This window comes from Acinetobacter sp. CS-2 (assembly GCF_016599715.1).
GTDB lineage: Bacteria > Pseudomonadota > Gammaproteobacteria > Pseudomonadales > Moraxellaceae > Acinetobacter.
Genome location: NZ_CP067019.1, coordinates 2927542 through 2941666, shown reverse-complemented (window position 1 = coordinate 2941666; position 14125 = coordinate 2927542). Strand labels below are relative to the sequence as shown.

General features: G+C 41.8%; 12 protein-coding genes. 11 read left to right on the top strand and 1 reads right to left on the bottom strand.

Annotated elements, in window-relative coordinates:
• Nucleotides 1-3: 3 nt before the first annotated feature.
• From JFY49_RS14470 to JFY49_RS14460, 3 genes are all read left to right on the top strand, one after another.
• Nucleotides 4-1413, top strand: a complete 1410-nt coding sequence (locus JFY49_RS14470; protein WP_200223290.1) for a UDP-N-acetylmuramoyl-tripeptide--D-alanyl-D-alanine ligase — start codon at nt 4-6, stop codon at nt 1411-1413.
• Nucleotides 1414-2532, top strand: a complete 1119-nt coding sequence (gene mraY, locus JFY49_RS14465; RefSeq protein ID WP_166168573.1) for a phospho-N-acetylmuramoyl-pentapeptide-transferase — start codon at nt 1414-1416, stop codon at nt 2530-2532.
• Nucleotides 2533-2613: 81 nt separating this feature from the next.
• A complete protein-coding gene (locus JFY49_RS14460; RefSeq protein WP_200223289.1) occupies nt 2614-3417 on the top strand; it encodes a putative RNA methyltransferase in 804 nt (267 codons plus the stop codon).
• Nucleotides 3418-3470: 53 nt separating this feature from the next.
• Here JFY49_RS14460 and ponA read toward each other — a convergent pair whose 3' ends face one another.
• On the bottom strand, nt 3471-5999 hold the full coding sequence (ponA, locus tag JFY49_RS14455) for a penicillin-binding protein PBP1a (RefSeq protein ID WP_200223288.1): 2529 nt from the start codon (nt 5997-5999) through the stop codon (nt 3471-3473).
• 323 nt (nt 6000-6322) lie between these two features.
• Here ponA and JFY49_RS14450 point away from each other — a divergent pair, with 323 nt between their 5' ends.
• The 8 genes from JFY49_RS14450 (at nt 6323) to aroK (ending at nt 14111) form a co-directional block, all read left to right on the top strand.
• Nucleotides 6323-7351: a transposase gene (locus JFY49_RS14450; protein WP_200223267.1), complete on the top strand. Its 1029-nt coding sequence runs from the start codon at nt 6323-6325 to the stop codon at nt 7349-7351.
• A 27-nt stretch (nt 7352-7378) separates the two neighbouring features.
• A complete protein-coding gene (locus tag JFY49_RS14445) occupies nt 7379-8407 on the top strand; it encodes a transposase (protein WP_200223286.1) in 1029 nt (342 codons plus the stop codon).
• 2 nt (nt 8408-8409) lie between these two features.
• Nucleotides 8410-9438 carry a pilus assembly protein PilM gene (locus JFY49_RS14440; RefSeq protein WP_227609478.1) on the top strand — a complete coding sequence of 343 codons (1029 nt, stop codon included), beginning with the start codon at nt 8410-8412 and terminating at the stop codon, nt 9436-9438.
• Nucleotides 9438-10091 carry a PilN domain-containing protein gene (locus JFY49_RS14435; protein ID WP_166168585.1) on the top strand — a complete coding sequence of 218 codons (654 nt, stop codon included), beginning with the start codon at nt 9438-9440 and terminating at the stop codon, nt 10089-10091. Before JFY49_RS14440 ends, JFY49_RS14435 begins: the two co-directional genes overlap by 1 nt.
• Complete coding sequence (locus tag JFY49_RS14430; RefSeq protein ID WP_200223285.1) at nt 10088-10822, top strand: type 4a pilus biogenesis protein PilO; 735 nt, start codon at nt 10088-10090, stop codon at nt 10820-10822. Before JFY49_RS14435 ends, JFY49_RS14430 begins: the two co-directional genes overlap by 4 nt.
• A gap of 2 nt (nt 10823-10824) precedes the next feature.
• Nucleotides 10825-11352, top strand: a complete 528-nt coding sequence (locus tag JFY49_RS14425; RefSeq protein ID WP_086197205.1) for a pilus assembly protein PilP — start codon at nt 10825-10827, stop codon at nt 11350-11352.
• A 62-nt stretch (nt 11353-11414) separates the two neighbouring features.
• Nucleotides 11415-13526 (top strand): type IV pilus secretin PilQ family protein, encoded by a 2112-nt coding sequence (pilQ, locus tag JFY49_RS14420; protein ID WP_200223284.1) that lies wholly within the window; start codon nt 11415-11417, stop codon nt 13524-13526.
• 36 nt (nt 13527-13562) lie between these two features.
• Nucleotides 13563-14111: a shikimate kinase AroK gene (gene aroK / locus JFY49_RS14415; RefSeq protein ID WP_166168596.1), complete on the top strand. Its 549-nt coding sequence runs from the start codon at nt 13563-13565 to the stop codon at nt 14109-14111.
• Nucleotides 14112-14125 lie beyond the last annotated feature (14 nt).

Genomic DNA, 14125 nt, shown 5'->3' with positions numbered 1-14125 from the left:
ATCATGCATACATCAACTACCAGTACAGTACCTTTAGAACCGTGGACAGCCGTACAGCTTGCTGAAGCTACCCAAGGTTACTGGTTGAATGAGAAAGTGCCTCAAGGCGCAATCAAACGGATTTTGACCGATTCACGCTTTGCGGAAAAGGGCGATGTTTTTCTAGCCTTGCAAGGCGAACGTTTTGATGCGCATGATTTTGTTGCCCAAGTGGCGGCTAAGGGCTGTGAAATCGCAATTGTTAGCCATCCGGTGGATGCCGATATCTGTCAGCTTGTGGTTGCTGATACCCGTCTGGCATTGGGGCATCTAGGGGCTTATCGCCGTGCGCAAAATTCACAGTTGAAAGTGATTGCCCTAACCGGCAGTAGTGGTAAAACCACCACTAAGGAAATGCTCGGCAGTATCTTGTCGCGTCTGGCACCGACCTTAATTACCCGTGGCAACCTGAATAACGATTTGGGCGTACCGATGATGCTGCTTGAGCTACGTGCTGAACATCAGTATGCCGTGATGGAATTGGGTGCCAGCCATCAGGGTGAAATTGATTACACCTCAAATCTGGTACAACCGCATGTGGCCGGAATTATCAATATTGGTACTGCACATTTAGGTGAGTTTGGCGGACGCGATGGTATCTGTCGGGCAAAATCGGAAATTTATCGTCATATTGATAAAGCAGGCACCTCAATTGTTCCTGCGGCAGATGATTTTGCCGATATGATTCGCCAGGCGGTGCAAACTGAGAAGGTATTGAGTTTTGGTCAAGGTGGTGATGTATATGAAACAGACATCGAATTGCAAGCACAATCTTCCCGCTTTACGTTAAATACCCCGCAAGGTGTGCGTCAGATTAATCTGCCATTTGCTGGTGAACACAATGTGCAGAATGCCACTGCCGCCGCTGCTTTTGCCTTGGCGATTGGTGTTACGCTGGATGATATTGTGACCGGTTTGGAGCAGGCGAAAGGCGCGAAAGGCCGTTTGAACTTTATTCATACCGCAAAACATCTGTTTATTGATGATACGTACAATGCCAACCCGACGTCCATGCGCGCTGCAGCCGAAGTGCTGGCGCAGCAGGAAGGCGTCAAAGTAATGGTGATTGGTGATATTGGCGAATTAGGTGCAAGTGCTGCACAGCAACACTATATGCTGGGGTGTGACCTGGTTTCTGTACCGGGGGTTCACTTCGTGGTCGCTGTGGGTGAATTTGCTCCGGCTACCCAGGAAGGGGCACGCAGTACCCAGTATGGCAAAAAACTGCAGGCCTTCTTGACCCAGGCGCAAGCCCTTCCTTTCTTACTTAGTTTAATTGAAACACATCAACCTCAATCCATGAGTTTCCTGTTTAAAGGTTCTCGCTATACCCACATGGAAACATTGATGGCTGATTTGATGGAGAAACTCTAAATGCTGTTATGGCTATTTGAACATTTGGCGGGCTTTGACAGCACGTTTCAGGTGGTTCGTTATTTAACTTTACGTGCTTTGCTCAGTGTCTTAACTGCATTGACCATTGGACTGGTTCTGGGTCCAGTGATGATCCGTAAGCTCCAGGCTTTAAAATACGGGCAGGCAGTAAGTTCTTTTGCTCCTGAAAATCATGCCAAAAAAATGGGAACCCCAACCATGGGCGGGATTCTGGTCCTGCTGTCGATTGGTATTTCAACCCTGTTATGGGCAGATTTATCTAATCCTTATGTCTGGATTGTACTGGGCGTGATGGTGATTTTTGGTGCTGTCGGCTGGGCAGATGACTGGATCAAGGTACGTTATAAAGACAATGCCGGTCTGCCTGCACGAAAAAAATTCTTCTGGACTTCAGTGGCTTCTTTGGGTGCCGGTATTGCCCTGTATGTGATTGCGACCCAGCAGGCCAATCCTGTACATACCAGCAATATGCTGGATCTGTTGATTCCTTTCTTTAAAAATCTGACCATTCCATTATCCGCTATTCCTTTAGGGATTGGTTTCATTATCTTTACCTATCTGGTGATTAACGGTGCATCTAATGCGGTGAACCTGACTGATGGTCTGGATGGTCTGGCGATTATGCCAATTGTTCTGGTTGCTGCCGGTTTGGGGGTATTTGCCTATCTGGCCGGGGATGTCCGTTTTGCCAATTATCTGCATATCCCTTATGTAAAATATTCTTCTGAACTGGTGGTGATTTGTGCAGCTATGATTGGTGCCGGTTTGGCCTTTCTTTGGTATAACGCACATCCTGCACAAGTATTTATGGGTGATGTCGGAGCTTTATCCTTAGGTGCAATGCTGGGTACGATTGCAGTCATGGTTCGTCAGGAAATCGTATTTGCGATTATGGGCGGGGTATTTGTGGTAGAAGCTATTTCGGTGTTCCTGCAAATTGGCTCTCTACGGATGCGTAACAAGCGTGTCTTCCTGATGGCGCCGTTGCATCATCATTATGAGAAAAAAGGCTGGCGTGAAACCCAGGTGGTGATTCGTTTCTGGATTATTACGATTATGCTGGTAGTTTTAGGCTTAATGACCTTAAAATTGCGTTAAGCAAATATTCGAAAAAAGCTGGCATTTGCTCCCACATCTGTCGGCTTTTTTATCGCCTGATTTCAGGCATTGGAGAAAAATATGAATCTGCTGATGTGTCCTGTCTGTCATGAAGTATTGAAACTGACTGGAAAAACATGGCACTGTGTGAATAATCACAGTTATGACGTGGCTAAACAGGGCTATGTGAACCTGCATGTAGTGCAGCATAAGCACAGTAAGAATCCGGGTGATACACTTGAGTCGGTACAGGCGCGTCGTGCATTTTTAAGTGCCGGTTTTTATGCGCCTTTACAGCAGACAGTGGTTGAAAAAATTCGCGCGTTACGAATTGAAAATCTGCTAGATATTGGTTGTGGTGAAGGTTATTACACCAGTGCCATGCAGGCGGAAGTGCTGCAATGTGTCGGTGTGGATATTGCTAAAAATGCGGTTCAGGTGGCTGCAAAGCTCAATAAAAATATGACTTGGGTGGTAGGAACCGGAGCGACCTTGCCGGTACTGGATGCTTCAATTGATTTGTGCACCAGCTTGTTTAGTCCGATTCCTAAACAGGAAATATTACGGGTACTGAAACCGCATGCTTATTTGATGGTGGTGACCCCGGCGAAAGAGCATTTATATGCCATGCGTGAGGCACTTTTTGAAGAAGTGAATCCGCATGAACCGCATAAATTTGTCACTCAGCTGCAAGATGCTTTTGAGCTGGTGGAGGAAAGTGTGGTCGATGCTCCCCTTACTTTGTCACAAACAGATTTAAAGCATCTGGTTGCGATGACGCCTTATGCTTATAAAGCCAAGCCAGAGCGACGTCAGGTGTTAGAGCAGAAAGATCAGTTTGAGTTAAAGGCCCAATTTCAGATTTATTTATTTAAAAAGAAATAAGCTGCATAAAAAAACTCCCTCAAATGAGGGAGTTTTTTTATCTGTCTAAAATTTTATTGAAATACATCAATCAGATTATCCAGCGCATCCGGTTTGCTGTTTTGTTTTTGCATATCTGGAGGATTTGCATTATTTGGAACCAGGATTTCTTCTCCGGGCAAGTCGTCAAAGTCGCTTTCCGGTGCCCGCACTGGGGCAGCAGGTGCCGGACGGTACAATGGACGAGCCAAAGGTGGAGAGGAGCGATCTGTCTGGACGGGTTCACCTATAGTAATCGTCTGGTTACGATTAGCTGGTGCTTTGGCATTTTTGTCAAAATGTACCCAGGCTGCTGGTGTACCTTTTAAGGCATTGCCCATAAAGTTGGTCCAGATTGGCAAGGCAGCAACACCACCGTATTCACGACGGCCTAGTGTAGTTGGTTGGTCAAAACCAACCCATGCTACAGTCACCAGTTTGCCATTAAACCCTGCAAACCAAGCATCTTTGGCATCATTGGTGGTTCCTGTTTTACCGCCAATATCATCACGGCCAATTCTGAGTGCGGCACGTCCGGTACCATGCTGAATCACATCACGCAGAATATTGGCCATGTCATATGCCGAGCTTGATTTCAAGATACGCTGTGCCTGACGGTACTGGCTCTTTGTTTCATCCAGCTCAAGTTGGGCCAGCTGTTTTTCTTCTGGCAGCGTCTGATTGGTGACATTAATCACTTCATCATCAGGGGTCACGGGTTCTGCAGATGCAGTTTCTTCATCATTTTGATTGATGCAGGAAATACACGCATATTCCGGATTGCTTTGATAAATCACTTTGCCATAGGCATCTTCAATACGGTCAATAAAATGTGGCTGAATGCGGTAACCGCCATTGGCGAAAGTGGCATAGCCTGTAGCCATTTGAATAGGAAGAACTTGTGGTGTACCTAAGGCAATCGTGTAATTTCGCGGAATCTGATTTTCATGTAAACCAAAATCCATCAGTAATTGTCGGGTACGCTCGATGCCCACCGTTTGCAGCAGGCGAACCGATACCGTATTTCGCGATAAATACAGGGCACGACGTAATGGAATCATGCCAAGATAACGACCATCGGAATTTTTTGGTGACCATTTGCCAATAGTGATCGGACTGTCATTGACCATGCTATAGGGGGTCATACCACGTTCAAGTGCCAATGCATAAACAAAGGGTTTGATGGTCGAACCTGGTTGACGCCAGCCCTGTAAGGCACGGTTGAATTTGGACTGATAAAAATTGTATCCACCAACAATTGCTTCAATTGCGCCATTGTTCGGGTTTAATGCAATCAGCTGGCCTTGTGCTTTAGGAATTTGTACCAGTGCCCAAGAGGTTTTATTGTCATTTGGACGTAAGCGGATAATATCGTTTATTTTCACGATTTGTGTAGCTGTACGCGGAGCAGGACCAATGCTATTGGCATTTCGATAGGGAGCAGCCCAAGACATGCCTGACCAGGGCACAGTCACTGTAGAGCCATCTTGCATCAAAGCTTCAAAAGAGTTTTTCTCGACTTTAACCACCTTGGCAGGATAGGTATTGGCATAAGGCATGAAATCGCTAAGTGGCTTGTCATGTGCCTCGGCACCTCTCCAGCCGTGTCGGCGGTCATAGGCTTCGAGACCTTCCTGTACAGACTGTTCTGCGAAGGCCTGACGCTGGCTATTGATCGTGGTATAAACTTTATAACCAGAATCAATTGCTTGTTCACCAAACTTTTCCACCAATTCTGAACGGACCATTTCACCGACATAGGGATATTTGTTATTGATGCCACGTTCTGGCATATCGAGGTTAACCGGTTCAGCAATGGCCTGTTTATACTGAGTTTGATTGATATAACCCAACTGCAGCATACGACCCAGAATCCAGTTGCGGCGTTCTAAGGCACGGGTAGGATTGACGACAGGATTGTATTTTGAGGGTGCTTTGGGTAGGCCGGCAATCATGGCCATTTGAGCAATACTGAGCTGATCCAGATTTTTGTTGTAGTAAATTTTTGCAGCTGCAGCAATCCCGTAGGCATTTTTACCCAAGAAGATTTTATTTACGTATAAGGTAAGAATTTCTTCTTTGGTCAGGTTCTGTTCAATTTTGCGTGCCAGAAAAATTTCAGTCAGTTTGCGTTTTAATGTACGTTCAGGGGTTAAATAATAGTTTTTTGCCACTTGCATGGTAATGGTGGAACCACCAGTTTGCACATTGGAACCGGTGATGGTTTCACTCACCGCACGACCTAAACCTTTAAAACTGATACCGCTATGTTCAAAGAACGATGAATCTTCTGCAGCAAGAAAAGCAGAGATAAAAGGTTTAGGAATCTGTTTGTATTCCACCGGGACAGATAACTTTCCGCCATACTCGGCAATCAGCTCATTATCTGCACTATATACTTGTAAAGGTTTTAATAATGGCGCCTTTTTTAAGGTGGTCATTTTAGGCAGGGATGGGGCAATATAGAGATACATACCATAAAATCCCATCGGAATTGAGACCAAAACTATAATTATGATCAAAAAAAATGGATGAACATGGCCCGAACAAGATAGCTTTTTCATAACAAGTAAGTTTTAATAAGAGCTAATGGCAAACTAATTGGCGGTCAGTATAGCCTTTACACATACAGATTGTTAGATGAGTTATTGTATCTGTATAAAATTATAGACCATCACTGATTAGTAAGTTACTTTTATTGGGGATAAAAAAATAATAGGAATTATATTGTGCTCAGGTTATATCGTAAGCCGAATAAGGGATTAATAGGAGTAGATATTATAGGACTTACGCATTGACGGATTCAAAAAAGTATTAAAATACTTTATAAATAGGACTTACGCATTGACGGATTCAAAAAAGTATTAAAATACTTTATAAAGTATCTGTGATCAGACGAATTAAAAATGCTTCTACAGCAACTTGTACTCTACCCATTTATATGGGCTTTCTCATGACAGAACCGAACTCTATTAGCTGCACACAACTTGCCGAGACTTATAACATCTCGCATGATAGTGTAAATCGTTTTCTAGAGCGTGAAGACTACACACCTCACGACCTATATCAAGAAGCAATTCAACATATTGATAATAATAAACTTATAGTCAGTATTGATGATACTGTTTTAGATAAACCGTATAGTCAGCATATGGACTTAGTTAGCTATTTTTGGTCAGGCAAACACCACCGATCCGTCAAGGGTATTAATCTCATTACCTTGTATGCGACAGATCAAAATGGTCAAAATATTCCAATTAATTTCCGAATTTATGACAAATCTGAAAGTAAAACCAAGAATGATTACTTTATGGATATGTTAAGTGAAGTACTCAGTTGGGGTGCAAAGATTCAATTTATTACAGGTGATAGTTGGTATTCATCGACTGGAAATCTAAAAACCATAAGAAAATATGGTATTCGATTTATGTTTGGTATCGACTGTAACCGTAAGGTTTCCCCAGAAAAAGGACAATGGTTTCAACTGCGTTTATTGCCAAATTTCCATCAGGGTCAAGTGGTCTGGCTCAAAGATTTTGGCTTTGTACAATTATTTAAGACTCAGTTAAAAGAACAGCAGAGGTTTTATATTGTGCATCAAGATGAAGATGATTTATTGTCCTTTGAGAGTTTTCATGAATTACATTCAAGTCATTGGAAAATAGAACAATATCACCGGGTGATTAAACAGGTTTGTCATATTGAAAAGTTTCAAGTAAGACGATCTAAACTGATTTTGAATCATATTTTTTCAGCCTTGATGGCCTACGTCGAGATACAAAAGAACCAGTTTGAGCGGATCTTTGAAAATGTATATCGTTGGCAGAAGAAATTATTTAGACCAATGATCAAAAACTTCATTGATGACTTTATTCTCGATAAAAATCATCTGCTACCACAGAGAATCTATAAATAATACTGCGTAAGTCCTAATAAAGTATCTGTGATCAGACGAATTAAACATGCTTCTACAGCAACTTGTACATTACCCATTTATATGGGCTTTCTCATGACAGAACCGAACTCTATTAGCTGCACACAACTTGCCGAGACTTATAACATCTCGCATGATAGTGTAAATCGCTTTCTAGAGCGTGAAGACTACACACCTCACGACCTATATCAAGAAGCAATTCAACATATTGATAATAATAAACTTATAGTCAGTATTGATGATACTGTTTTAGATAAACCGTATAGTCAGCATATGGACTTAGTTAGCTATTTTTGGTCAGGCAAACACCACCGATCCGTCAAGGGTATTAATCTCATTACCTTGTATGCGACAGATCAAAATGGTCAAAATATTCCAATTAATTTCCGAATTTATGACAAATCTGAAAGTAAAACCAAGAATGATTACTTTATGGATATGTTAAGTGAAGTACTCAGTTGGGGTGCAAAGATTCAATTTATTACAGGTGATAGTTGGTATTCATCGACTGGAAATCTAAAAACCATAAGAAAATATGGTATTCGATTTATGTTTGGTATCGACTGTAACCGTAAGGTTTCCCCAGAAAAAGGACAATGGTTTCAACTGCGCTTATTGCCAGATTTCCATCAGGGTCAAGTGATCTGGCTCAAAGATTTTGGCTTTGTACAATTATTTAAGACTCAGTTAAAAGAACAGCAGAGGTTTTATATTGTGCATCAAGATGAAGATGATTTATTGTCCTTTGAAGGTTTTCATGAATTACATTCAAGTCATTGGAAAATAGAGCAATATCACCGGGTGATTAAACAGGTTTGTCATATTGAAAAGTTTCAAGTAAGACGATCTAAACTGATTTTGAATCATATTTTTTCAGCCTTGATGGCCTACGTTGAGATACAAAAGAACCAGTTTGAGCGGATCTTTGAAAATATATATCGTTGGCAGAAGAAATTATTTAGACCAATTATCAAAAACTTCATTGATGACTTTATTCTCGATAAAAATCATCTGCTACCACAGAGAATCTATAAGTAATAGTGCGTAAGTCCTATATTAGTTCTACTTCTGTTAAATTGTTAGAACTTTCTGTTAAGAGCGGTAACAGGTATTGGGTAGAAAGCTATGCGCTGATTCCTTTGCCTGAAGGTAGTGTTGTTGAAAAAAATATTTTAAATCCAGAAGCAGTGGGTGATGCGCTAGAGCGAGCACTCAATCTTGCCAATACTCAATGTACAGCTGCAGCGCTCGCAGTCCCAACTTCACTGGTCATTACCAAAACCATTGAAATGGATGCGGATATGACGGATGACGAACGTGAAGTCCAGATTCGCATGGATGCCGAGCAATATATTCCCTTTCCTCTGGACGAAGCCAGTCTGGATTTTGAAGTATTACCGGATCGTTTAGCCAATCCGAATCGGGTGAATGTGCTTTTAGTTGCAACGCGTCTTGAAAATGTAGAAGCACGTGCTGAAGTGCTGGAACTGGCTAACCTGACGCCAAAAATTGCCGATGTTGAAAGTTTTGCCCTAGAAAATGCCTATAAAGTATTTTCCGATACTTTACCAATAGGTGTGAACACGGTGGGTATTTTAGATATTGGTCATACCATGACGACCTTATCTGTCATGCAAAATAATAAAGTGATTTATACCAGAGAACAGGTGTTTGGCGGTAAACAGCTGACTCAAGAAATTCAAAATCGTTATGGTCTGTCTTTTGAAGAAGCGGGCCGTGCCAAGAAAACCCGTTCATTGCCCGATGACTATGATGTTGAAGTCTTAGAGCCATTCTTGGAAGCTGTAGTTCAGCAAGCAGCAAGATCACTGCAGTTCTTCTTCTCGTCTTCACAGTTCAATGAGATTGACCACATTTTATTGGCAGGGGGGAATGCGAATATTCCAGGACTCGCGAAATTACTACAACAAAAACTGGGTTATCGCGTCACGATTGCCAACCCATTTTTGCAAATGGGGTTTTCTCCACAAATCGATATTAAAAAAATAGAGAATGATGCTTCCTCGCTCATGGTGGCATGTGGTCTGGCATTGAGGAGTTTTGATTAATGGCAAGAATTAACTTGCTCCCTTGGCGTGATGAGCTGAGAGAGAAACGGAAAAAAGAATTTATAGCAATTTGTATTGGGGCGGCATTCGTTGGCGCTTTAGCGGTTACGTCCTCATGGTTTTATTATGACCATAAACTTGAAGACCAGGAACAGGCCAATCAGCTGATTACCAGCACCAATCAAAATCTTGATGTGCAATTAAAATCTCTGGAAGGTTTGGAAGCGCAGCGTAATGCTATTATTGAGCGTATGAAACTGATTCAAGGCTTGCAAGGGCAACGTCCGATTGCGGTGCGTCTGATTGACGAACTGGTTCGTGTTACGCCAGCTAATTTGTACATTACCAAATTTGTGCGTACAGGCGATAAATTCACCATTGAAGGCAGAGCTGAAAGTCCAAATACCGTGGCAGAGTTTTTGCGTAATTTAGAAGCATCTGCCTGGTATCGCAACGCTTTCATGAATTCTTTTTTAGCAGTTGAAGAACAAAAAGATAAAGCGCCAAGTTCCGTGATTCCGCGTATTGAAGAAGGCTATGGTTCATTTGTGGTGACTGCCGACCTGGATGAAATCGCCCAGCCTGCTGCACCAGAAACACAACAACAAGCACCATCCAATACAGCTAATTCAACCGTGGAGGCAGCCAAATGAGTCTCGATGAATTTGATGAATTAAATCCAAATGAAGCTGTAGTACGTAAAAAGAAAATGACGCTGGATAAGTTTCTTCAGCAGTTCAATACCTTAGATCCAAATAATTATGGCAGTTGGCCTTTATCCGTCAAAATCACCTGCTGGATTGCAATTGTGCTGGCGATTGGGATTCTGGGTTATTTTTTAACAATTAAAGGTAAATTGGAAGATATTTCCAATGCTGCTGCTCAAGAGCAAAACCTGCTTAACGAGTTTCGTGAAAAAGATTCTAAACTTCGCAATTTGCAGTTGTTGCAAGCACAGTTACAGGAAATGGAAGCGAATTTTAATCAGCAATTGGAACAATTGCCTAAAGAAACCGAGATTCCTGGACTGGTCGAGGATATCAACGTCACTGGTGTAAATTCTGGTCTGAAATTCAAAAATATCCGTTTAGAAAATGAAATAAAACAAGAGTTCTTTATTGAACAGCCAATTGCGATTGAGGCAACCGGTGATTATCATGCTTTTGGTTCTTTTGTAAGCGGGATTGCTGCACTGCCACGTATTGTGACTTTGCATGATTTTGAGATTACCGCCTCGGAAAATAAAGAGAAAAAATCTGATATTCCTCAAGTGAATTATAACGTTAAAGCAAAAACATACCGTTATATCGGTGCTGCGGATGCTCAAGCGACAGAAACGCAAGCTGCGAATGCAAATTCAACTGCTACAGCTGGAGGGAAATAGTAATGAAAATGCAAAAATTCTCTCTAAGCTTCATGTTGGGTTTATTGTTGGTGGGCTGTGATTCACGTATTGATGCCGTGAATGAGGAAATGGCCAATATTCGCAACCAGCCGCCATTGCCGATTGAACCTGCACCGGTTTTTCCACCTGTACCGACATTTGATTATGCTGCACACCAGCTTAAAAGTCCTTTTTTACCGAGTTCACTGGCTGCTGAATTAAAAATTATGTCAGGAAAACGTGTCTATCCTAATTTATCACGTCAACTGCAACCTTTAGAAAGCTATGCAATTGAATCCTTGAATATGAAGGGAAGTATGCGTAGCCAGTCTGGACAGATCTTGGCATTGATTCAAACCCCGGATGGTGAAATTGAGCGGATACAGCGCGGCAGTTATATGGGCATGAATCATGGTCGTGTGGTCAATATCACGCCTACACAGATTGATCTCGTGGAAATTGTTCCGGATGGGCGAGAAGGATACGTGGAGCGTCCAAGAAGTCTAGTATTAATTGGACCGGCGCCTTAAGTTTAAAAGGAATAAAAATGAATAATAGGTTTAAAGATTTTATATTTGGGGATGGCAATACAATGAACCATTTGTTTCGTCAATTTTCTATGGGTGCTGTTGCGATTGCGATCATGCAGGTTGCAAATGCACAGGTGAGTATGACCAATATTGTACCTATGCAGATTGTAGGCCAAGGTACAGAAATTCGTGTCATGTTTAATGGTTTGCCGCCACAACCTCAGGCTTACCAGCTAGAGCAGCCTTCACGTCTAATTCTTGATTTTGATAAAGCCCAACAAAATTTAAAACAAAATAGCATTCCCGTTGCAACGAAAGAAGCAACTTCCATCGATGTGAGTTCTGATGCCCAACGCTCACGTTTAACCGTGAATTTGGCTGAAGCGGGTGCCTTTACCACGCGTGTCGAAGGCAATACTTTTATTTTAAAAATTAATTCTGCGACTGCGAATGCATTTGCCTCTCAGCAAGTGGTTGCCCAAAAAGCTGCGCAAGGTATTTCTAATATTGGTTTCCAGCGCGGTAGTCAGGGTGAAGGTCAAATTGTTGTGGATTTATTGGGGAGCAATACTCCGGTAGATGTACAACAACAAGGTAGTAAAGTCGTAGTGCGAACTCTGGGTAATAAAGTTCCTGCACACTTGGCGCGTCGTTTAAATGTCAATGATTTCGCAACTCCAGTATCTACGGTCGATGCTACCAATAATGGTGGCAATGGCGTGATTACGATTCAAACTTCTGGCAGTTATGAATATATGGCTTATCAGACGGATAACAAACTGACTATCAGCTTAAAACGTCCTGAAGATAAAAACCCATTAAAACCTAAGGCAGCCAATGCTTATACAGGTAAAAAGATTTCATTAGATTTTCAGGATATTGAAGTACGTCGTGTACTGCAATTGCTGGCAGATTTCACCGGTATTAATATGGTGGCTGCGGATAGTGTACAAGGCAATATTACCCTGCGTTTAAAAGATGTACCATGGGATCAGGCCTTAGATATTATTTTAAAAACTAAAAATCTGGATAAGCGCCGTAACGGAAATGTCATCTGGATTGCGCCAGTATCGGAATTAATTAAGGCGGAAGAAGAAGAAGCTAAAGCACTGGCCCAAAGTGTAAAACTGGCACCCATACAAACAGAGTATATGCAACTCAGCTATGCAAAAGTTGCTGATATTCAAAAGTTGATTACCCAAACAAAATCATCGAACAATAGTAATTCTGCTAGTGACAATAATAATTCTAGTGAAACCCTATTAAGTTCACGTGGTTCAGTTTCGGCTGATGTACGTACCAATACCCTAATTGTTAATGATACGGCTCAACATATTGATAAAATACGAAAAATGGTTGATTTGCTCGATATTCCGGTCAAGCAAGTCATGGTTGAAGCGCGTATTGTTCGTGCTTCCACAGAGTTTAGTAAAGAAATGGGCGTGAAGTGGGGTATATTGTCGCAAGGGATTAACCAGAATAATGATTTGTTGGTCGGTGGTAGCGATACAACCTTATGGGATTTAAAAACACCTAGTGATGACGGTAAATATACGATTCAACGTCCACAGAACTTAAATGTGGATTTAGGTGTCACCAGTCAAGGTGCGAGTCGTATTGCTTTTGGTTTAATCAGTTTGTCTGATTTCATGCTGGATTTAGAACTCTCTGCATTGCAGGCGGATGGTTATGGTGAGGTAATTTCAACGCCGAAAGTTTTAACCGCAGACAAGCAGATGGCTAAAGTTTCATCTGGTACACAAATTCCATATCAATCATCGCAAGGTGGCGGTGCAAATGCAGTTTCAACAACTGAATTTATTGATGCGACTTTAAGTTTGGATGTGACCCCAAGTATAACACCTGACGGTAAAGTTCAAATGCTACTCAACATTACTAGCGATACTCCAGGAAACCCAACACCTACCGGTCAATTGACGATTAATAAAAATCAAATCAATACCAATGTCTTGGTTGATAATGGAGAAACTGTGGTACTTGGTGGTATTTTTGAACAAGAGACGCGTAATGCTCAAACCAAAGTACCATTCTTGGGTGATATTCCTTACGTAGGCCGTTTATTCCGTAAAGATGTGAAGTCGGATAACAAGCGAGAGCTATTGATTTTTGTTACACCACGAATTGTTAATGACAGTGTTTCAAGAAATCATTAATATATTTTAAATTTAGCAAAATAAATAGGTGACTCCTTGCCAAGCAATGAGTTTGAAACCCTGCCAAATGTCTATTTGGTAGGGCCAATGGGGGCTGGGAAAACAACTGTTGGTCGTCATTTAGCGGAACTGTTGGGGCGAGAGTTTCTTGATAGTGATCAGGAAATTGAGCGTAAAACAGGTGCGACAATCCCTTGGATCTTTGAAAAAGAAGGTGAAAAGGGATTTCGTAACCGTGAAACAATGGTGATTGATGAACTCACAGCCCGTTCACACTTGGTTGTTGCAACCGGTGGCGGAGCAGTAACCCAGCCACTTAATCGCGAATTTTTAAAACAACGCGGAATTGTTGTTTACCTCTATACTCCTGTCGAAATCCAGTTACAGCGCACTTACCGGGATAAAAACCGTCCTTTACTGCAAGTTGAAAATCCTGAACAAAAGTTACGTGATTTATTGGCAGTTCGTGATCCTTTATATCGTGAAATTGCAGATTATATTATTGAGACAAATCAGGGTGCTGCTCGAGATTTGGCGCAAAAAATCTTACAAATGATTGTTTCTGAAGAAACAAAACTAGTCTAATTAACGGTTTTAAT